The organism is Streptomyces sp. NPDC111516, assembly GCF_055635345.1.
In genome coordinates, this window is record NZ_JBVKBV010000002.1 from 143,102 (window position 1) to 163,413 (window position 20,312).

The 20,312-nt window shown below is 68.3% G+C and carries 16 protein-coding genes; 6 read left to right on the top strand and 10 right to left on the bottom strand.

What is annotated here, in order from left to right:
- Positions 1–1,518, bottom strand: a complete 1,518-nt coding sequence (locus tag ACZ7L9_RS06290) for a recombinase family protein (RefSeq protein ID WP_471413023.1) — start codon at positions 1,516–1,518, stop codon at positions 1–3.
- 177 nt (positions 1,519–1,695) lie between these two features.
- On the opposite strand from ACZ7L9_RS06290, the gene ACZ7L9_RS06295 reads away from it, so the two are divergent.
- The 5 genes from ACZ7L9_RS06295 (at position 1,696) to ACZ7L9_RS06315 (ending at position 6,373) form a co-directional block, all read left to right on the top strand.
- On the top strand, positions 1,696–2,655 hold the full coding sequence (locus ACZ7L9_RS06295) for a hydrogen peroxide-inducible genes activator (protein ID WP_471413025.1): 960 nt from the start codon (positions 1,696–1,698) through the stop codon (positions 2,653–2,655).
- A gap of 820 nt (positions 2,656–3,475) precedes the next feature.
- Positions 3,476–3,973, top strand: a complete 498-nt coding sequence (locus tag ACZ7L9_RS06300) for an amino acid ABC transporter permease (RefSeq protein WP_471413027.1) — start codon at positions 3,476–3,478, stop codon at positions 3,971–3,973.
- Positions 3,974–3,975: 2 nt separating this feature from the next.
- On the top strand, positions 3,976–4,164 hold the full coding sequence (locus ACZ7L9_RS06305; protein ID WP_471413029.1) for a hypothetical protein: 189 nt from the start codon (positions 3,976–3,978) through the stop codon (positions 4,162–4,164).
- Positions 4,165–4,286: 122 nt separating this feature from the next.
- Complete coding sequence (locus ACZ7L9_RS06310; protein ID WP_471413031.1) at positions 4,287–5,771, top strand: alpha/beta hydrolase; 1,485 nt, start codon at positions 4,287–4,289, stop codon at positions 5,769–5,771.
- A gap of 110 nt (positions 5,772–5,881) precedes the next feature.
- Positions 5,882–6,373 (top strand): hypothetical protein, encoded by a 492-nt coding sequence (locus tag ACZ7L9_RS06315; protein WP_471413479.1) that lies wholly within the window; start codon positions 5,882–5,884, stop codon positions 6,371–6,373.
- Positions 6,374–6,574: 201 nt separating this feature from the next.
- Here ACZ7L9_RS06315 and ACZ7L9_RS06320 read toward each other — a convergent pair whose 3' ends face one another.
- From ACZ7L9_RS06320 to ACZ7L9_RS06340, 5 genes are all read right to left on the bottom strand, one after another.
- The gene (locus ACZ7L9_RS06320; RefSeq protein ID WP_471413032.1) at positions 6,575–8,986 is read right to left on the bottom strand and encodes an ABC transporter permease; all 2,412 of its coding nucleotides are present in this window, start codon (positions 8,984–8,986) and stop codon (positions 6,575–6,577) included.
- Positions 8,983–9,669 carry an ABC transporter ATP-binding protein gene (locus ACZ7L9_RS06325; protein WP_471413033.1) on the bottom strand — a complete coding sequence of 229 codons (687 nt, stop codon included), beginning with the start codon at positions 9,667–9,669 and terminating at the stop codon, positions 8,983–8,985. The genes ACZ7L9_RS06320 and ACZ7L9_RS06325 overlap by 4 nt, the downstream gene beginning before the upstream one ends.
- On the bottom strand, positions 9,666–10,190 hold the full coding sequence (locus ACZ7L9_RS06330) for a PadR family transcriptional regulator (protein WP_471413035.1): 525 nt from the start codon (positions 10,188–10,190) through the stop codon (positions 9,666–9,668). The genes ACZ7L9_RS06325 and ACZ7L9_RS06330 overlap by 4 nt, the downstream gene beginning before the upstream one ends.
- 110 nt (positions 10,191–10,300) lie before the next feature.
- On the bottom strand, positions 10,301–10,546 hold the full coding sequence (locus ACZ7L9_RS06335) for a type II toxin-antitoxin system antitoxin (RefSeq protein ID WP_471413036.1): 246 nt from the start codon (positions 10,544–10,546) through the stop codon (positions 10,301–10,303).
- Complete coding sequence (locus ACZ7L9_RS06340; protein WP_471413038.1) at positions 10,543–11,514, bottom strand: SPFH domain-containing protein; 972 nt, start codon at positions 11,512–11,514, stop codon at positions 10,543–10,545. The genes ACZ7L9_RS06335 and ACZ7L9_RS06340 overlap by 4 nt, the downstream gene beginning before the upstream one ends.
- A 242-nt stretch (positions 11,515–11,756) precedes the next feature.
- Here ACZ7L9_RS06340 and ACZ7L9_RS06345 point away from each other — a divergent pair, with 242 nt between their 5' ends.
- Positions 11,757–13,979, top strand: coding sequence for a transglycosylase domain-containing protein (locus tag ACZ7L9_RS06345; protein ID WP_471413040.1), 2,223 nt, complete (start codon positions 11,757–11,759; stop codon positions 13,977–13,979).
- A gap of 65 nt (positions 13,980–14,044) precedes the next feature.
- Here ACZ7L9_RS06345 and ACZ7L9_RS06350 read toward each other — a convergent pair whose 3' ends face one another.
- The 4 genes from ACZ7L9_RS06350 to ACZ7L9_RS06365 all read right to left on the bottom strand — a co-directional run bounded on the left by ACZ7L9_RS06350 (position 14,045) and on the right by ACZ7L9_RS06365 (position 20,209).
- Positions 14,045–15,514, bottom strand: coding sequence for a catalase (locus ACZ7L9_RS06350; protein WP_471413041.1), 1,470 nt, complete (start codon positions 15,512–15,514; stop codon positions 14,045–14,047).
- A gap of 193 nt (positions 15,515–15,707) precedes the next feature.
- A complete protein-coding gene (locus ACZ7L9_RS06355; RefSeq protein WP_471413044.1) occupies positions 15,708–17,639 on the bottom strand; it encodes a SpoIIE family protein phosphatase in 1,932 nt (643 codons plus the stop codon).
- Between the two features lie 371 nt (positions 17,640–18,010).
- The gene (gene fomD / locus ACZ7L9_RS06360; RefSeq protein ID WP_471413045.1) at positions 18,011–18,709 is read right to left on the bottom strand and encodes a cytidylyl-2-hydroxypropylphosphonate hydrolase; all 699 of its coding nucleotides are present in this window, start codon (positions 18,707–18,709) and stop codon (positions 18,011–18,013) included.
- Positions 18,710–18,784: 75 nt separating this feature from the next.
- Complete coding sequence (locus ACZ7L9_RS06365) at positions 18,785–20,209, bottom strand: class II fumarate hydratase (RefSeq protein ID WP_471413047.1); 1,425 nt, start codon at positions 20,207–20,209, stop codon at positions 18,785–18,787.
- Positions 20,210–20,312: the final 103 nt, after the last annotated feature.

Below are 20,312 nucleotides of genomic sequence, written 5' to 3' on the forward strand. Positions count from 1 at the left end.
CTACTCGTCTTCCATCCAGACGATCTCGATCAGCTCCGGGTCGAACTTCTTCCCGCGGCCTGCGGGGTGGACCATCACGGCCCGGATCGACTCGCGGAGCCGGGTCTTCTTCTGCGAGACCGTGTATTCCTCCCACTCCTCTAGGAGGGAGGGGGAGGCGTTCTGCCTGCGGACCTTCGCGGCGACCAGTTGGCGACGCTGCCGGTTCAGCTCGTCGCGCTCACCCTCAAGCTCCTCGATCATATCGAGAGCCGTACCCATGCTGATCCGCTTCGCCCTGCGACGCCCGTTGACCTCTTCGATCTCCTGGTCGATCTCGGCTAGCCGGGCATCGTGCTTCGTCTCGTCGACCTCGTCTTCCTTGACGACCATGCCGAGGCTCCGCTGGACCTCCATCAGGAAGATTTCCTCGACAAGCTCTTCCATCGGGGGGCCGACGCGGGTGACGCCACCGCAACCGCCAAGCGTGGTGAGGCAGGCGTACCGGTATCCGTACCTCTCGTAGGAAGTGGTCCCCTTCGAGTACTGGTTGGACATCAGAGGGAAGCTGCACTTGCCGCACCGGGCGATTCCGGAAAGCAGGTACTTGGCCGAAGTGGTGTGCACCGCACGGCCTTCCTTCCTGGCCTTCTTGCGCTCCTCGATGGTGGCCACGCAGGCTTGCCACTGTTCGGGGGAAACGATGGCTTCCCAGTCACCCTTTACCGGCTTGCCGTCCTTGTAGACGACGTAATCAGGCAGCCAGGGCTTCTTGGCACCGCGTCGCTCAGACTGCGGCAGGTAGATGCGGTATCCGCAGATGCGGGGATTTACGAGACGCGCTTCAACAGTGCTGTGCTGAAGGCTGTGCGACCCGGCCTTCTTCTTGTTGCGTGTGGGCTCGAACCCGAGGTCGATCCACTGCTTGCGAACTTCGCCGACCGTGAGGCCGCCGGGAATCGCGAGAACTGCCGCCCGAAGCACCTCGGCTTCAGTCTCGTGAAGCGACTGACGGTCTTCGGCCCATCCGAAAGGCCGCGGGGCTCCGTGCATGTGTCCACGTTCAGCCAGGCCCTTGTTCCTTCGGGCGACACGGCGCCCGGTGTTGTACACCTCCATGCCGCCCATGGTGGCCTGGATGGTGAGCATTGACCGGCCCTCTTGGGTGGACAGATCTGTACCACCCATAACGGCCCGCCCCACATATTTGGGGTTGAGCTGGAACAGCCGGTTTACTCGGGCTGCATCGTATTCCTGCCGGACCAATCGGTCAGCGTGGTAGAAGAGGATGCCCCGGATCGTGCCGTTCTCCAGGTCGACCAGCATCTCTTCGAAGTCCTTGCGGACGATGTGCGGGTTGCTGGCCGGGGTGTTGTTGTCGTTGTAACGACGTGTGATGGTCAGGCCTAGTTCGGCCGCGACCTCATCCATGTCTTTGAACTGCTCGGCGACCTGTTCGCCGATCTCGCGCCAGTCGGCAGCGTTCGCCTTGAGCGCCTTGTCCTCCGATACGCGCGCATACGCGCCTACGGGATGCACGTCAGACCCCTCCCCAGAAGTTGACTTGAGTAGGACGCTAGCACCGGGCAGGGCGTTATTAGTAGGAATTCCCTTTTTTGGGGGAGTTCCTGAGGGTTGGATGATCCCGCCTTGGCGCAGAGCGCATTGATCAGGGAAATAGCTACACTAGGTTGTGATGATCGGAGGTCCCTATCAATGGTGCAGAGGAATCAGGGCAATCGCCCCAAGCAGCCCAGCCTGTCGCAGCTGCGCGCCTTCGCGGCCGTCGCCGAGTATCTGCACTTCAGGGACGCGGCGGCAGCAATCGGGATGAGTCAGCCGGCGCTCTCCGGAGCCGTGTCGGCGCTGGAGGAGGTACTGGGTGTCCAACTCATCGAGCGTACGACGCGCAAGGTGCTGCTCTCGCCGGCCGGGGAGCGGCTCGCGGTCCGGGCGCGGGTGGTATTGGAGGCTGTGGGCGAGCTGATGGAGGAGGCCGAGGCGGTTCGGGCGCCGTTCACCGGAGTGCTCAGGCTCGGCGTGATCCCGACCGTCGCGCCGTATCTGCTGCCGACCGTGCTGCGGCTGGTCCATGAGCGCTACCCGGAGCTGGACCTCCAAGTGCACGAGGAGCAGACCTCCTCGCTACTGGAGGGGCTGGCTGCGGGAAGGCTGGATCTGCTGCTGCTCGCCGTGCCGCTCGGGGCGCCGGGAGTGACCGAACTTCCGCTCTTCGACGAGGACTTCGTATTGGTGATGGAGCGGGACCACTGGCTGGGCGGGCGCACCGACATTCCGCGCGAGGCCCTGCGCGAGCTGCCGCTGCTGCTGCTCGACGAGGGGCACTGCCTCCGTGACCAGGCGCTCGACATATGTAGGGAGGCGGGGCGCACGGAGGGTGCGCCGGTCACCACGACCGCGGCCGGGCTCTCCACGCTGGTGCAACTGGTCGCTGGCGGGCTCGGGGTGACGCTGCTGCCGCGTACCGCGGTGACGGTGGAGACCGGTCGCAACGACGCGCTGGCCACCGGGTATTTCGCGGAACCAGCGCCTTCGCGGCGGGTGGCGCTGGGGATGCGGACGGGGGCGGCGCGGCACGAGGAGTTCGAGGAGTTCGCGGCGGCGCTGCGGGAGGCGATGCGGGCGCTGCCGGTACGGGTGACGGGGAAGGGGTGAGGGGTGCGCCCCCCGGGGACCGCACCTCTTGCGGCTACGCCGTCACTCCGTGCGCAGGCCGTCCGGGCGCATCATGTGCCACAGGGGCGGCAGTGACATGTTGGACTGGCGGGTGCTGCCCCTACGTCCGAGGTGGTCTCCGACCAGCCCGCCCGGACGTCTCTCGATTCCGTTGCCAAGCTTCCGATGGTGCGCTCGTCGGTGCCCACCGCCCCTGAGGGGACATCGCCCCTGAGCGGACACACGCTCACAGGGGCACCACCCGGAGCGCCGTCGCTGCTCCGGCCTTCGACGGAGGCGGCGAGGGGCGGCTCGACGAACCCTGTCACCTCAATGCGGCCTGTTCGAGGCGTAGTTGAAGGTCGCCTGCCCGGGATGGCCGGGCGCGGGTCGATCGAGTCCGTGCAGGGGTGCACCCTCGTGAGCAGCGGTACGGAGTCGGGTGGGCGCATGGTGGGCATGCCGGGGCAAGGTGCCCCGGGCTCGGTACCCGGCCGGGGCGTGGCGCCGGGAAACCACGGGATCCATGGCGGTCGTCCCGGGGAGCCCGCAACGGCAACACTTCAAGCCAAGTTACCTATGCAAACTCTTAGTTCTCGCAGCCGCCGAACTGCGGTCCGAGCAGCGCGGGCTCTCCGGAAGGGCACGGATTCGGGCGGCCGGAATGAGTCAAGGAGCCAACCCGGCCGTGTGCCGGGTTCGGCCTGACCGGGCCCAGGTACGGATACTCAGGCCGGGATTTGAGTGATCGTACGGACGTCACTTAGCGCACTGAATGTGTAACGTCTGCAACTGCAACCTCAATGAGCGCGACGGACCCATGAGGAAGCTTGCCCGGATGGCATCCGGGACACGGGGGGAGAGATCAGACATGGCGTGGGACGAATGGGAACAGCTCAAAGCCGATGCGGCGCAGCGCCACACCACGCACATGCAGATCAACGGCCTCCAAGGCGAAGGCGGATATGCGAAGCCGGCCAGTACCGGGGGCGGGGCGGGCAGGCTCAAGCACAAAGGCGGACCGTGGACCGAGGCCGCCGGTACGGCTGATGACCTGCAGACCACCACGAGCACGTGCAGAGTGGAGCTCCGCTCCGCTCACGAGGGCATAGGCGGAGGTCTCGAAGGACTGGCCAGCCTTGGCTCGCTGAAGACCGTGCTCAGCTCCTGGGAAGAGCGCCTCAAGGCAGTCCGGGAAGAGTGCAGTTCACTCGAACCCAAGCTGCGCCAGGTGGCTGTCGACCTCAGAGAGGTGGACGCCGAGGTGGGTGCCAAGGGCAAGGCAGTGAGGGTTCCTGGTACGAGGATGGGGCAGTAGTCATGGCGTCCGGACTCACCTGGCAGCAGCTCCGCGACCTCAAGCTGTCCGAGCTGACCGACGCAGCCGACGGCTGGGCTGCGCTGATGCGCCGTGCCGGTGCCTCGCGCGAGCGCGTCGACGGTGACATGAGCGGCAGCTCACCAAGACGCAGGAAAGCGAGTCGGCGGAATCAGCCGTCAAGCGGCTGAAGCGCCTTGGCGAGAACTACCACTACATTCAGACCGAGACGGGCCTGATCCGAGGCACACTTGATGGCCTCGCCACCGAACTCACCGCCCCGCAGCGCCGGCTGCGTGATGCTCTCGAGGATGTGGCCTCCCTGGGCTACAAGGTCAACGACAACGGCAGCATCGACTACCCGGCCGGCGGCAAGAACGCGATGACCGGTGACGCGATACCGGGTGGCTCCGTGATGGGCAACAACGGTCTGATCGGCGCCGGAAACCCCGGCCTGTACCGCGACGGTAACGGCATGTACGACCCCGCTCTGGGACCGGATGCCCCGCAGCTGAAGAGTCCGAATCCCCACCGAGCCAAGGCCCAGGACGTCGCCGACCGCATTGCTCATGCCCTGCGTGAGGCCTGTGAAATCGACGAACGGTACAGTTCGGCTCTTCAGAAGCTCAAGGCCGCGCCTGGTCTCACGGTTGACAAGAAGACCTGGGCGAACGTGGCGGGGGACGTTACTGCCGTGGAAAACGCGGCCCGTGAGTATCTGGCAGATCAAGTGCTGGACAAGTCACCGGCTGAGCGCAAGGAATGGTGGGACCACCTGAGCAAGGAAGAGCGTCAGGAGTACATCACGTCCTTCCCCGACGTGATCGGGAACCTCGACGGCATCCCGGCTACGGTGCGCGACGAAGCAAACCGCGCGAACCTCCCGTTGGTGATCGCCAGCCTCGAAGGGCAGACGGCCGACGGCGCGCAGGATAAACTCGCAGGACTGAAGGGTATTCAGTCTAAGTTGTCCCACGGTTCACACCCACCCATGTACCTGCTTGGGTTTGGAACAGAGGGGAAAGGCCGAGCCATTGTCAGCTACGGCAACCCCGACACCTCCAGGAACGTCTCCTCGTACGTGCCGGGCCTCGGGACGGTTCTCGACAAAGACTTCGCGGACGACACCGTGCGCAGGGCCTACCAGACCGCGAAGGGTGCCCATAAATACGACCCGTCCAGCGCATCCATCGTCTGGCTGGGATACGACGCACCGGGCTTAAAGGACGTCATGTCGACGACCGACGCGAACAAGGGCGCGCCTGACTACAACTCGTTCATGGACGGCATTCAGGCGACCAACGAGCACGAGGACCCGCACATTACAGCGATCGGCCACTCCTACGGATCTCTCACCGTAGGTACCGCGGCCCGGCAGGACGGTGGCATCCCGGGCGCCGACGACATCATCCTGCTCGGCAGCCCGGGTACCGGGGCCGGCAACGCTTCGGAACTGAACGTCGGTAAGGGGCACGTGTTCGTCGGTTCCGCCGACAACGATCCCGTAACAAAGCTACCTGCCAAAGAGGATCTGCTCGGCGCGGTCAACCCTATCCTTGGGGCAGTCGCAGGGGGAGGCCACGATATCTGGTTCGGTACGGACCCGGCGAGTAAGGAGTTTGGGGCCACGAGAATGGAGAGCGGCGACGGCCCGCTCCCGCTCTGGCTGTCCGGCCAAGGGGCAACTCCCGCGCATTCTGGGTACTTTGACGCTGACAGGAACCCTTCAGCGGCGGACAACATCGCTAAGATCGTCGCCGGACATTCAGACTCGATCACTACAGAGGCCCCGCGGTGAAGTACGTTCCCACTCGCATCGCCGTCCCTGTGCTTGCCATAGCTTTCGTAGCAGGCTGCGGGGGTGGCGGCAATAATTCCCATGCTCCCCAAAGGAGTTCCAGTGTGAATATGCAGGAGGCTGCAGACAAGGCTGACCGGCTCATCGGCAACACGCTGTCTTCTGTGCACCCTCCCCTGGAGTGGACACACGATGAATCCGACAGTGGAATGTGTACTGACGCCCCGGAACTCGGCGACGTCACGCGCCGCGCTGTGGTCATGACTCAGGTTTCCGAGGAACGCAGAGGTTCGCTTCTCGGAATCATCGAACGGGCATGGAAGAAGTCGGGCTACATAATCACCAAGGTCAACCCCGACAAGGAGTTCCCTGCCGTCTATGCCGATGCCGGTGACGGGGTATTGAAGATGGGCTTGACCGTCGGGTACAAGGGACAGTTCTTCCTGGAGGTTCAAACGGCCTGCGTGGACAAGTCGAGGGTGGCGCAGCCCTCCACTCCAGGGAAGGGCACCGAATACCGCGGGAAGGACGTGCCCACTCCCAACGTGCACTCCGACTTCTGGTCGTCCGACAAGCCGGTCCCTTCGAGTTCTCCAAGCTGAAGCCGGCAGCACTGTCGTCGGCAAGTCCGGTGTGACCACACGATCAGCGCCCGCTCACTCTGAGGATGTTGGCGCTTCGTCAGCCCATGGGTGCGAGGGTGGCCAGTAGGGGTCCGGCGGCCTTGTTCCACTGCCGCCTGCCGCGCGGAAGGCGCGGGGTGCGGCCCCCCCCCGGGGACCGCACCTCTTGCGGCTACGCCGTCACTCCGTGCGCAGGCCGTCCGGGCGCATCATGCGCCACAGGGGCGGCAGCGACAGCAGGGTGACGAGCAGGATCAGAGCCACGCCCGCCCCCACCATCGGCAGGAACAGCCACCAGGCGGTCACGTCCTTGGCGATCATCCAGATCATCGCCGCGCCCAGGCCGAGGCCGCCCGCGATCGCGACCACCAGACCGATGACCACGGGCACGGCGGTCTGCCAGAGGACCGACAAGCCGAGCGTGGTCCGCCGGGTGCCGAAGGCGACCAGGACCGAGAGCAGGCGCTTGCGCTCGCGCAGTTGCTCCAGTTGCGAGACCAGCATCGCCGCGGCGATCAGCAGCAGGGTCGCGGTCGCGCCGACCCGGAGGCCGGTCTGCACGCTGGCGTACTGACGGTCGCGGGCCACCGAGGCCATGGTGACGATCCGCATCCCCCGGTCGAGCTCGGCCGCCGTGTTCCGTACGTACTCGGCGACGTCCTCGACGCTCTGGTCCACCTGTATCTGCGCGTTGGTCTGGGCGTGCGGCAGGGTCCTCGGGTCGATCGCACCGACCGTCGCCACGATGCCCCAGTGGTCCTTGCCCATCGCGTCACTGCGCGCGACGACGGTCGGAGTGCCGGCGGGCAGGGTCCACAGCTTCGACTTCTCGCCGGTTATCGATCCCGCCTGATAGTTGAGCTCGACCGGCTGGCCCTTGCGGGCCGTCTGGTCCACCCAGTCGGACATCTCCTTGTCGCCCGGGGGATGGACGACGAACACATCGCCCTCCTTGCAGGAGTCGACCCGGGCGATCTCGCGCACGGTGGCGCAGTCTCCGACGGTCAGCGAGGTGGTGGGCTGGACGTCGTCGCCCTTGTACTTGCCCGGCTTGACCACGAACGTCTCGACCATCCCGATCACCCTGGTCACGCCCTTGGTGGCCCGGAACTTCTGGATGGTCCGGGTGGCCGCGTCACCCGTGACGGTTTCGGAGAACGTGTAGAACTGGGCGCGACTCGTGTCCTGCCCCGTCATCCGGTTGAACTCGTCGCCCACCGCGGCGAACAGCATCTGCAGCGCCACCGCACCGGCGATCGCGACCGTGATGCCACTGACCGCGCGGGAGGCCGCCCCGCTGCTCAGCTGGAGCCTGCGGGTGGCGAGCTGCCAGGGCACCGGGCCGCCGCGCAGCCGGTTCACGCACGCCTCGACCAGCCAGGGCAGCAGCAGCGCGAGCCCGACCAGCACCAGTACGGCACCGCCCGCGATCGGGTACGGATTCACCGGGGAGAACTCGTCGACCTTGCCGGTCAGCCCGAGCACCGCCAGTCCCGCGACCGGCACCAGCAGCCGCCACCAGAGCCGGCGCCTGCGGTTGCGGCCGTTGCGTACGACGCCGAGCGGTTCGATCACCACGGAACGCAGGGCGGCCAGCGTGACGAGCACCGCCGCCACCGGAACCGCGACGGCGATCAGCGTCGCCGGCCAGGGTGCGGGGACCAGGTCCGCCGGGAAGGCGCTGACGTCCCACACCTCGACGTAGGCCATGAGCTGACGCCCCGCCAGGAAGAAGGCGAGGCCGAACAGCAGGCCGAGCGCCGCTCCGAAGAACGCCTCGCCGGCCGCGATCCGGCGGGTCATCCGGATGTCCGCACCGACCAGACGCAGCGCGGCGAGCCTGCGGTCGCGGCGGTCGCCGCCGAACCGCACGGCCGTCGCGATGAAGATCGCGACCGGCGCCAGCAGCACGACGCAGATCATGATGACCAGCACGATGAGGATCGGGGACATGGGCTCGGGCGGGCCCGGGTCGCCGTAACCGGCGATCCGGTGGCCGCCGTTGGCGGGGGTCAGGGTGTCGCTGCCCGCGTAGTAGAGCAGCTCGCCCGGGGCGACCAGGCCCGCGTCGCCGATCGTGCCGATGATCCGGTCCGGCAGCCGCTCCTTGAGCAGGCTGCCTTCGGGGGAGGCCAGCAGCTCCTTCAGGGCGGGGGAGACCACCATCTCGTCCGGCCCGGGGAAGCGCCCGACGCCCGGCGGCACGACCGGGTGCGTACCGTCCGCACGCATGAGAAAGCCCAAGATGGTACGGCCGCGGTACTCGGTCTCCGCGTTGATCCGGAGCACTGACGTGTCGGACTTCTCGGCCTGGGCGTCGGGCGATTTCGAGATCTTGGTCTCGGAGCGGGCCTGGTCGCGCGCGGAGCGGTGGTCGAGCATGTGCGGTACGGAGGCGGCGACGAGCAGCAGCGTCACGCCGAGGCCGACACCGACGGCGGTCAGCAGCGTGCGGATCCAGCCCTCGCGCCCGCCGGAGGAGGCGAACCGGACGCCGAGGGCGAGGTCGCGCAGCAGGGCGGTGAAGCCGGTGGGCTCGGTGGGGCGGGGTGCTGCCTCGGCCGGGGCGTTCTTGTGGTCGAGCAGGGTCACAGCGCGTGCTCCAGGTCGCGGGTCCGGCCGTCGCGCACGGTGACGTCGCGGTCGGAGTACGCGGCCACCCGGGCCTCGTGGGTCACCAGGACCACGGCGACCTGGGCGGACCTGGCCGCCTCGGTGAGCAGTTCCATCACCCGCTCGCCGTTGAGGGAGTCCAGGGCGCCGGTCGGCTCGTCGGCGAAGATCACCTTCGGGGAGGCGGCCAGCGCACGGGCCACCGCGACGCGCTGGCCCTGGCCGCCGGATACCTCGCCGGGGCGTTTGGCGGCGACGGTGTCGACCTCCAGACGCTCCAGCCAGTGGCGGGCGGTGGCTTCGGCGGCCTTGCGCCTGGTGCCGCTCAGCCGGAGCGGCAGGGCGACGTTCTCCACGCACGTCAGCTCCGGGACGAGCTGGCCGAACTGGAAGACGAAGCCGAACTCGGTGCGGCGCAGGGCGCTGCGTTCGGCGTCCGACATCGCGGAGAGCTTGCGGCCCGCGTAGGTGATCGTGCCCCTGTCGGGGGTGACGATTCCGGCGAGGCAGTGCAGCAGGGTCGACTTGCCGGAGCCGGACGGGCCCATCACGGCGACGACCTCGCCGGGATGGATGGAGAACGAGGCACCGTCGAGCGCGGGCGTGGAGCCGTACGACTTGTACAGGCCGTCGGCGACGAGGAGGGAGCCGGCGGGGATCACGCGCCCACCTCCGCGGCGAGCCGGTCCAGCCGGGCGGCGGTCAGTTCCAGCCAGCGCAGATCGGCTTCGAGGTGGAAGAGCGCGTGGTCGCAGATCAGCTGATCGGCGAGGTCGCCCTTGCGCTTGCGGTCGGTGAGGATGCGCATGAGACGCAGGTGCTCGGTGCGCTGGGTGTCCAGCAGGGCCTCGGCGCTGCGGCCGGTGAGCAGGGCGAGGACGACCTTGGTGTAGAGCGTCGACTGGAGGTACGGCTCGGGCTTCTCCGGTTGCGCGAGCCAGGCGCCGACGTCGGTGATGCCCGCCTCGGTGATGGCGTACCGCTTGCGCTCGGGACCGCCGCCGCTCTCGACGCCGTCGACCTCGACGAGGCCGTTCTTCAGGAGCCGGGACATGGTCGAGTAGACCTGCCCGTAGTGCAGGGGGCGGTCGTGGCCGAACTTCTCGTCGAACGTGCGCTTGAGGTCGTAGCCGTGGCGGGGGCCGGACTCCAGGAGTCCGAGCAAGGTGTGGCCGATAGACATGCGCAACACTGTACTCAGTGTGTATACCTCGCGTGTATACCGGGCTCCCGCCCTGGATCCCCGCCTCCGGGCCCCGCCCCCGGACCTCTGGACCCCCGGACCCCTGGGCCTCAATCCTCGGACGGGCCCGGTCTGTCCTTCGGGGGGCGTCCCCGGCGGGGAATCGGGCGGGCCGTGCCCGGCAGGCGGCCCGCCTCCGCCAGCGCCCTGCGCAGCAGGAACTCGATCTGGGCGTTCGCGCTGCGCAGGTCGTCGGCGGCCCAGCGGGCCAGTGCGTCGTGCACCGCGGGGTCCAGCCGCAGCAGCATCTGCTTGCGCTGCGGCGGGGTCCGACGTGCCGGGGTCTGTTCGGTCACTGGTAGAGAGTGCCCGTATTGAGGACCGGCTGCGCCGCACGGTCGCCGCACAGCACCACCATCAGATTGCTGACCATGGCCGCCTTCCGCTCCGAGTCCAGTTCGACGATGTCCTGTTCGGCGATCCGGGTCAGCGCCATCTCGACCATGCCGACCGCGCCCTCGACGATCTGCTGCCGGGCCGCGACCACCGCGCCGGCCTGCTGGCGCTGAAGCATCGCGGAGGCGATCTCGGGCGCGTACGCGAGATGACTGAAGCGCGATTCGATGATCCGCACACCGGCGGCCTGCACCCGGGCGGTGAGCTCCACGGCCAGCTTCTCGGTGATCTCCTCCGCGTTGCCGCGCAGGGAGAGGCCGCCCTCCTCGTGGGCGTCGTACGGGTACTCGATCGCGATGTGCCGGACGGCCGCCTCGGTCTGGGTGGCGACGAACTCCAGGAAGTCGTCGACCTCGAAGAGCGCCTGCGCGGTGTCCTCGACCTTCCAGACGACGATCGCGGCGAGCTCGATCGGGTTGCCGTAGGCGTCGTTGACCTTCAGGACCGCGGTCTCGTGGTTGCGGACCCGGGTGGAGATCTTCCGGCTGCTGGTGAGCGGGTTGATCCAGCGCAACCCGTCGGTACGGATCGTGCCGACGTACCGGCCGAAGAGCTGTATCACCCGTGCCTCGCCCGGTGCGACCATCTTCACACCCGTCATACAGAAGAACGAGGCGATGGCGAGCAGGATCCCGGCGATGCAGACCGGGACGCCCACTCCGTTGTTCCCGTTCGAGCCGACGACGCCGCCGACGACGGCCAGGCCGATGCCGGCGATCACCCCGATCACGGTCAGCAGCAGGCCGACGCCGCCGGGGATGCTGTGCGCCGTCACCTCTCTCACCTGCGGTTCGGGCATCTCGGGGGCGTCGGGCGTGAGGTCGGCGGTCAGGGTGGACACGGTGTGCGGATTGCCTTGGTCCGGCATGGAATCCCCCGTTTCGAAAGACCGGCCGTAGCCGGCGGAGACTGACTCGGTGCTAGCAATGTGATTACACATTACCGGGATTCGCAACCCTGAGCGCCTCTCATGAGTCGGTTCCCTAGAGAGCGGGTGCTGATTGTCACGTCCGGAAAAGACCGCATCGCTTGCTATTTGTCCTTGCCGACGGTGTTAGCTGGCTGGGCTGAGCTGATCTGGTCGAGCAGAGAATCGGGAGCAACACAGAGATGGGTCGAGCGGATGCGCGGCGTGGGTCGCGGCGGGCTGCGAAGAGCGGCGGCATACGCAGACTCTTCACCTGGCGGAAGATGCTGGGCACGTTCTTCGGGTTCTGCCTGCTGATGATGGGCGCCTTCGTGGCGCTGTACATGTACGTGGACATACCCAAGGCCAACGCCCTGGCCGAGCGGCAGAGCAACGTCTACCAGTACAGCGACGGCACGGTGATGACCCGCACCGGTGACGGGGTCAACCGGCAGATCGTGGATCTCGCCGAGGTTCCCAAGGAGGTGCAGCACACCTTCGTCGCCGCCGAGAACAAGACGTTCTACAAGGACAAGGGCGTCGACCTGAAGGGCACCGCGCGCGGCCTCTTCAACACCGTCACCGGCAAGGGCAAGCAGGGTGGCTCGACCATCACCCAGCAGTACGTGAAGAACTACTACCTGACGCAGGACCCGACGATCAGCCGCAAGCTCAAGGAACTGGTGATCTCCCTCAAGGTCGACCAGAAGAAGAGCAAGGACGACATCCTCGCCGGGTACATCAACACCGCGTACTACGGACGCGGCGCGAGCGGCATCCAGGCCGCGGCACAGGCCTACTACGGGGTCGACGCCAAGGACCTCGACGTCTCCCAGGGCGCCTACCTGGCCGCGCTGCTCCAGGCCCCCAGCCAGTACGACTGGGCGACCGCGACGCCGACCGGCAAGAAGCTCGTCAAGGACCGCTGGGGCTACACGCTCGACAACATGGTCGAGATGCACTGGCTCGACAAGTCCGAGCGCGACAGCCTGAAGTTCCCCGTCCCGGACAAGCCCAAGCCCGCCCGCGGCATGGAGGGCCAGACCGGCTACCTCGTGGATGCGGCCAACAAGGAGCTGGACAAGCAGGGCATCACGGAGGACGTGCGGCGGGCCGGCGGCTGGACCTTCACGCTCAACATCGACAAGAAGCGGCAGAAGGAGCTGGAGAAGGCGGTCGACCGCCAGCTGGAGTCCAAGCTGGACCGCAAGGGCAACAAGGTCGACGCGACCGTCCAGGCGGGTGCCACCTCCGTCGACCCGAAGACCGGCGCCGTCGTCGCGCTCTACGGCGGAGTGGACTACGTCAAGCACTACATCTCCAACGCCACGCGCCAGGACTACCAGCCCGCCTCCACCTTCAAGCCGCTGGTGCTCGCCTCCGCGCTGGAGAACGAGTCGAAGACCCAGGACGGCGATCTGATCGGCGTCAACACCCGCTACGACGGCACCAGCAAGCGGCCGGTCGTGGGCAGCGACACCCCGTACAGCCCGGAGAACGAGGACAACCGGAGCTACGGCGACGTCACCGTGCAGACCGCGATGAACAAGTCGATCAACTCGGTCTTCGCGCAGATGGTCGTCGACGTCGGCCCGAGCGCGGTGAAGAAGACCGCGCTGGGGCTCGGTCTGCCCGACAAGAACTTCCCCGAGCGCCCCGCCATCACGCTCGGCACGATGAACGCCTCCACCTGGGACATGGCGGGCGCGTACGCCACGCTCGACAACCACGGCAAGAAGGTCACCCCCTTCATCGTGAAGTCCGCCAAGCACCGCGAACGGACGGTCGAGCCGGTCAAGGGCATCGGCGACCAGGTGATCAGCCGCAAGTCCGCCGACACCGTGACCTCCGTGCTGAAGGGCGTCGTGGACAGCGGCTCCGGACAGGCGGCCAACACCTCGGCATACGAGGCGGCCGGCAAGACGGGCACCTCGGAGAACAACAAGGCCGCCCTGTTCGCGGGCTACACCCCGGAGCTCACCACGGTCGTGGCGCTCTTCGGTGAATCCCCCAAGGACGGCGGCGGCCAGGTCAGCCTGACCGGTACCGCCAACTCCGGCCGGGCCAACGGTGGCGGCTTCCCGGCGCAGATCTGGGCGGACTACACCCTGGGCGCGCTGAACGGAGGCTCCGACGCCCGGTTCGACCTCCAGGACGTCGAGCCCGGCCAGGTCACCCTGCCGACGAGCCCGTCGACGACCACTTCGCCGTCGCAGAGCCCCGACCCGTCGTCGTCCCAGCCGTCGAGCCCGCCGGCGCAGAGCCCGAGCGACACGCCCAGCCAGTCGGCCAGCCAGTCGCCCGAGCCGCCGCCGAGCCAGTCGCCGGACGTGCCGCCGCCGAGCGAGTCCCCGATCCTGCCCGGCGACGGACTGAGCTCCGGACGGCCGGGCCACCAGGCCAACGGCAACCCGGCCGGGCAGTGAACGCATGAGTCAGGGGCGGTGCCGGCCGGCACCGCCCCTGACCCGTGTGTTCGCGTACGACGGGGTCAGCCGCCGTTGACCTTCTGGGCGATCCGGTCGCCGAGGTCCTTGTCCACGTTGCGCCAGTACTGCAGCGCCCGCTTCAGGACCGGGGCGCTCACACCGTCCAGCAAATGGCCGGAAATGTTCGAGACCAGGCGCTCGCGCGCCGCGTCGTCGAGGACCTTGCGCACCAGCGTCCCCGCCTGGCCCCAGTCGTCGTCCTCGCGGTGCAGCTTGTACGCCTCGTGCACCATCTCGCCCGCCGTGGCCCAGCCCGCCGGGTCGCCGAAGCGCTCGGTGTCCGCCGCCGGACCGCCGTACGAGTTCGGTGCGTAGACCGCTCCCGTGCGCGTCGGCTCGTACCGCATGGGGCCGTCCTTCGCGTACGAGTTCCGGCCGAACCGCGGACGGTTCGGGGGCAGCTGCGCGTAGTTCGGGCCGATCCGGTACCGGTGGGTGTCCGGGTACGAGAAGAGCCGGCCGAGCAGCATCTTGTCGGGCGACGGGCCGATGCCGGGCACCAGGTTCGACGGCTCGAAGGACGCCTGCTCGATATGGACGAAGAAGTCCTCCGGGTTCTCGTCGAGCGTCATCCGGCCGACTTCGATCTCCGGGTAGTCGCCGTGCGGCCACACCTTCGTGAGGTCGAACGGGTTGAACCGGTAGTCCGGCGCGTCCTCGAACGGCATGATCTGGACGTACAGCGTCCAGCTCGGGTGGTCACCGCGCTTGATCGACTCGTACAGGTCGCGGCGGTGGACATCGCCGTCGATGCCCGCCATCTCGTCGGCCTCGGCCTGCGGGTAGAAGTCGATGCCCTGGTCGGTCTTGAAGCGGTACTTGACCCAGAACCTCTCGCCGCCGGCATTCACCCACATATAGGTGTGCGAGCTGTAGCCGTTCATGTTGCGGTACGTCTTCGGGATGCCCCGGTCGCCCATCAGCCACGTCACCATGTGCGCGGACTCGGGGGAGAGCGTCCAGAAGTCCCACTGCATGTCGTGGTCGCGCACCGCACTGTCCGGGCGGCGCTTCTGTGAACGGATGAAGTCCTGGAACTTCATCGGGTCGCGCACGAAGAAGATCGGCGTGTTGTTGCCGACCATGTCGTAGTTGCCGTGCTCCGTGTAGAACTTCAGGGCGAATCCACGGGGGTCGCGCCAGGTGTCGGGGGAGCCCTGTTCGCCGGCGACCGTGGAGAAGCGGGCGAGCATGGCGGTCTGCTTGCCCGGTTGGAAGAGGTCGGCCTTGGTGAACTGGCTGACGTCGTTGGTCACCTTGAAGAAGCCGTAGGCGCCGGAGCCCTTGGCATGGACCACGCGCTCGGGGACCCGTTCACGGTTGAACTGGGCCATCTTCTCGATGAGGTAGTGGTCCTGGAGCAGGATCGGTCCGTCGGACCCGACGGTGAGCGAGTGTTCGTCGCTCTCCACCGGGTTACCGGCGTTGTTCGTGGTGTAGGGAGTGTTCCTGGTCTTCGTTTCCTCAGGCACGAGCGTCCTCCCGTCGGTGGGGGTTTCGGTCAGGTCGTCTCGTTCACGACTGAAGTCAACTCCGCCGACAGGAGGTCGGCAACATTTGGCTACCGTCCGTGCAGGGTTCCCGTCCGTGCCTGGTCCGGACCCCTTTCCCCGCCCGGTCCGGCCCCTTCTCCCAACCTGGTCCGGACCCCTCTCCCTGCCTCTTCTACTGGCCCCGGGCCGGCATCTCGAACCAGACCACCTTGCCCGTCGACAGCCGCGTGGCCCCCCACCGCCGGGCCATCCGGTTCACGAGGAACAGGCCGCGGCCGCCCTCGTCCATGTCCCGGGCCCGGCGCTGCCGGGGCAGCTGCGGGGCGTCGTCGCCGACCTCGCAGCGCAGGATGTCGGTACGCAACAGTCGCAGCGTCACCGGTCGCTCCGCGTAGCGCACGGCGTTGGTCACCACCTCGCTGACCAGCAGCTCCACCGAGTCGGAGAGTTCCTCGAGCCCCCATCGGTTCAGCGCCCGGCGGGCCAGCCTGCGGGCCCGTCCCGGAGCGGTCTCCTCCGGTTCCAGGTGCCAGTACGCGACATCACTCGGCGCGATCCCGTCGAACCGGGCGGCGAGCAGCGCGATGTCGTCGTCCCGGTCACCGGGGCCGAGCATGTCCAGGACGTCGTCGCACAGCGCCTCCAGCGGCGGCGAATGGTCCGGGCCGGTCAGCCGGGCGGTGGCGGCGAGCCGTTCGCGCAGCATCTCGATCCCGGTCCAGACGTCCCGCAGCCGGGACTCCACCAGACCGTCGGTGTACAGCAGCAGCGTGGCGCCCGCGGGCGCGTCCAGCTCGACGGCCTCGAAGTCCACACCGCCGACGCCGATCGGGGCACCGGACGGCACCCGCAGCACCTCCGCGCGGCCGTCCAGGTGGAGCAGGACGGGCGGCGGATGCCCGGCGTTGGCGATGGTGATGCGGTGCGCGACGGGGTCGTAGACCGCGTAGAGGCACGTCGCCATGCGGTCGCTGCCGAGCCGCTGCGCCTGCTCGTCGAGGTGGTGCAGCACCTCCTGCGGCGGCAGGTCGAGCCCGGCGAGGGTCTGCGCGGTGGTGCGCAGCTGGCCCATGATCGCCGCCGAGGTCATGGAGTGGCCCATGACGTCCCCGACGACCAGGGCGACCCTGCTCCCGGGCAGCGGGATCGCGTCGTACCAGTCGCCGCCGACCCGGGCCGTCTCGGCGGCCGGGAGATAGCGGGAGGCGAGCCGGACACCGGTCGGCTGCGGGAGCGAGTCGGGCAGCATGGTGCGCTGGAGCTCGTCGGCGATGTACGCCTCGCGGCCGTACAGCATGGCCTTGTCGATGCCGAGCGCGGTGTGCGTCGCCAACTGGGCGGCGACCAGCAGGTCATTGGCCTCGAAGGGCAGCCGCTCGGTCCCGCGCAGGAAGACGGCGGCGCCGATCACCCGCCGCCGGCCGCGCAGCGGGGCGAGGATCGCGCGGTGTCCGGTGGGTACGGTCCGGCCGGCGCCGAGCAGTTCGGGCAGCGCTGCGCGGGCCGCCGCGGAGTCCCCGAAGACCGGCCGCACCCCGCGCAGCACCTCGGCGAGCGCGCCGCCCGAGCGGACCTCGCACAGCTCGGCCGCGGGCGGCAGATCGCCGTGCGGATCGATGGCGGGCAGCCGCAGGCGTTCGATCTCCGACGAGGTCTCGGCATTCTCCTCGTTCAGCCGCAGCCGGTCGGACCGGCGCAGCCGCAGCACGAAGGGGGAGACCGGCCGCTCGTCGCCGACCGGGAGCGGGTCGCGGAGGTAGACCAGTATGGCGTCGGAGAACGTCGGCACGCTGGCCCGGCACAGGCCGAGCACGATCTCGTCCAGGTCTATGCCGCGGGCGATCCGCCGGGTGGCCGCCCCCACGAAACGCAGCCGGTCGCCTTCGCGACGGGCCGCGGCCTGGGGGTCGAGTCCTGCGGGGCCGGGGTTCGCGGCGGAGGCCGCCGGATTCGCTCCGGCGCCCGGCGCCGTGGCGGGGCCGGGAATCGCGGCGGTGGCAGGGGAAGCGGCCGACGCGGCATCCTGCTGCCGCGGCCGGGTGCGTTCCTGCGACCGGGCGGCGAGAGGCTGCCGGCCTTCGTGGGAGGTGGGATGCTCCGTCACGCGTGGGATTCCGTCCGTCCGGGCCGGTTGTATGAGGCAATCACCTCGTGGGGCGCTACTGTGCCCCGGCAAGAGCAGCGATCACAACGGCTGTCACCGGATGCCCCCGAAAGAGGGGCCGAAACCGGATGCCCGCAGGGTGATGTGCTGACAACGTTTCCGGTGACGGGGCGGGCGACAGCAAGCACGTCTCCACCCCCTCGTAGTGGCTCATACGATTCATACGACTGATGTGGCTCATACAGCTCATGCAGTGCGTGGTGCTCGTGCGATGACTTACGGTCAGGTCCGGTGCCCCGCACGACGGTTGGAGTGGTGCGACCCTCCGGAGGGTGATCCTACGTTTGCCCCCCTGGGGTACATCAAGGGTCTCACGACGTCATGGGGGAGGGGGTACGGTCCCAGTCATCCGGAAGTGCCGGAACGAGCCACCGCGGATCGGGCCGCCAGTTCTCCCAGCCGTCCCGGAACGGCGCGCCCCAGTCCCGGATCACCTCGACGGCCGCGCGGCCCGCCTCCCGTACCCGTTGAGCGGTTCGCGGGGCCAGCAGACCGACCCGCTGCGCCTGGGCGAACTCGTCCTCGTCGCGCCAGACCCAGCTGTGGTCCGGGTAGACGGAGATGTCGAGAAAGTGATCCTCGGAGTCGACGCCGCCCGCCCAGCGGGTGCGCGGTTCCTCCAGGTTCACGTACCAGCTGCGGAACCTCCAGCCGGGATCCCAGAACAGCCACACCGACCAGGGGTCACCGGGACGGGCGAGCTTCAGCACGCCGTTGCCGAGCCAGGCCGAGCGGGCGGTGGTGCGCGGGGCGGTGTAGCGGGTGGCGAGCGGCTCGTCGTGCACCTCGGTGCCGTTGGCCAGTACCGGCTTCACGCACTCGGTGCCGGGCGCGACCCAAACGGCGAGCAACTCGTCGGTGTCCTGGACGACGGTGACGGGGCGGCAGATGTGGACCGGGCCGGGGGCGGGGTCCGGCGTGGCCTCCCCGGGCAGCGGGCCGTGGTCGCGGTAGCGCCACAGGATCTGCTCGCCCGGCGGCCAGTGCTCGATGTACTCCGTACCTGCCATGGGCAGATCTTAGAGGAGCTCACCGAATGGGCGCCCGGCTCGCGAGATGCCGTGGCCCCGTCGCTGCGAGGCGTGTCAGGGGCGGGTCATGCGCAACACGTCCAGCGCCTCGTCGAGCTGCTCCACCGTGAGGGCGCCGCGCTCGACATATCCCGAGTCCAGTACGACTTCGCGGATCGTCCGGCGTTCCGCGAGGGACTTCTTCGCGACCTTCGCCGCCTCCTCGTACCCGATGTACTTGTTCAGCGGGGTGACGACGGACGGCGAGGACTCGGCGTATTCCCTGGCCCGTTCGACGTTCGCGGTGATCCCGTCGATCGTGCGGTCCGCGAGCAGCCGGGAGGCATGGGCCAGCAGCCGTACCGACTCCAGCAGATTCTTCGCGATGACCGGAAGCATCACGTTCAGTTCGAAGTTGCCCGCCGCGCCCGCGACGGCGACCGTCTGGTCGTTGCCCATCACCTGGGCCGCAACCATCAGGACGGCCTCGGGAACGACCGGATTCACCTTCCCCGGCATGATCGACGAGCCCGGCTGGAGATCGGGCAGGCTGATCTCGGCCAGGCCGGTGCGCGGTCCGGACGCCATCCAGCGCAGATCGTTGGAGATCTTGGTGAGCGAGACGGCGAGGGTACGGAGCTGGCCGGACGTCTCGACGAGCCCGTCCCGCGCGCCCTGCGCCTCGAAGTGGTCCCTGGCCTCGGTGAGCGGCAGCCCGGTGGCGCGGGCGACCTCGGCGATGACGGCGGCGGAGAAGCCGGGCGGGGTGTTGATGCCGGTGCCGACGGCCGTGCCGCCCAGCGGCAGCTCGGCGAGGCGCGGGAGGGAGGCGCGCAGCCGCTCGATGCCGTACCGGATCTGCGCCGCGTAGCCGCCGAACTCCTGGCCCAGGGTCACGGGCGTGGCGTCCATCAGATGCGTACGGCCCGACTTCACGACCGTCGCGAACTCGGCGGACTTGCGCTCCAGTGCGGCGGCCAGATGGTCCAGCGCCGGGATCAGCTCGCCGGTGACGGCGGCGGTCGCGGCGATGTGGATGGAGGACGGGAAGACATCGTTGGACGACTGCGAGGCGTTGACGTGGTCGTTCGGGTGGACCTCGCGGCCCAGGCGCTCGGTGGCGAGGGTGGCCACGACCTCATTGGTGTTCATGTTGGACGAGGTGCCGGACCCGGTCTGGAAGACGTCGATCGGGAAGTGCGCGTCCCAGCGCCCATCGGCGACCTCCTCGGCGGCCTCCTGGATGGCCAGGGCGATGTCCGGGTCGAGCACCTTCAGTTCGGCGTTCACCTTGGCCGCGGCCGTCTTGATCCGGGCCAGGGCCTCGATGTGGCTCCGCTCCAGGCGCTGCCCGGAGATCGGGAAGTTCTCCACCGCGCGCTGCGTCTGGGCCCGCCACTTGGCCTCCGCGGGCACCCTCACCTCGCCCATCGAATCGTGCTCGATGCGGAAATCCGTATCGCTCGTGGGGGACTGCGTACCGGCCTGTGACTCGTCCATGGGATGCAACCTCCTGAAAAAGTTGAGCACTTGTCTTGTTCTGTCTATTCCCAAGTCGGCTACCGACCAGTAAATACCGGGGGTAACCACAAACCCGGGGAGA

Excerpts from the sequence above, each read along its gene's own strand:
- ACZ7L9_RS06330 (WP_471413035.1), bottom strand. The coding sequence starts at position 10,190 with ATGTCTATCGGCCACACCTTGCTCGGACTCCTGGAGTCCGGCCCCCGC.
- ACZ7L9_RS06305 (WP_471413029.1), top strand. The coding sequence starts at position 3,976 with ATGGCGTCCGGACTCACCTGGCAGCAGCTCCGCGACCTCAAGCTGTCC.
- ACZ7L9_RS06340 (WP_471413038.1), bottom strand. The coding sequence starts at position 11,514 with ATGCCGGACCAAGGCAATCCGCACACCGTGTCCACCCTGACCGCCGAC.
- ACZ7L9_RS06300 (WP_471413027.1), top strand. The coding sequence starts at position 3,476 with ATGAGGAAGCTTGCCCGGATGGCATCCGGGACACGGGGGGAGAGATCA.
- ACZ7L9_RS06315 (WP_471413479.1), top strand. The coding sequence starts at position 5,882 with ATGCAGGAGGCTGCAGACAAGGCTGACCGGCTCATCGGCAACACGCTG.
- fomD (WP_471413045.1), bottom strand. The coding sequence starts at position 18,709 with ATGGCAGGTACGGAGTACATCGAGCACTGGCCGCCGGGCGAGCAGATC.
- ACZ7L9_RS06365 (WP_471413047.1), bottom strand. The coding sequence starts at position 20,209 with ATGGACGAGTCACAGGCCGGTACGCAGTCCCCCACGAGCGATACGGAT.
- ACZ7L9_RS06295 (WP_471413025.1), top strand. The coding sequence starts at position 1,696 with ATGGTGCAGAGGAATCAGGGCAATCGCCCCAAGCAGCCCAGCCTGTCG.
- ACZ7L9_RS06345 (WP_471413040.1), top strand. The coding sequence starts at position 11,757 with ATGGGTCGAGCGGATGCGCGGCGTGGGTCGCGGCGGGCTGCGAAGAGC.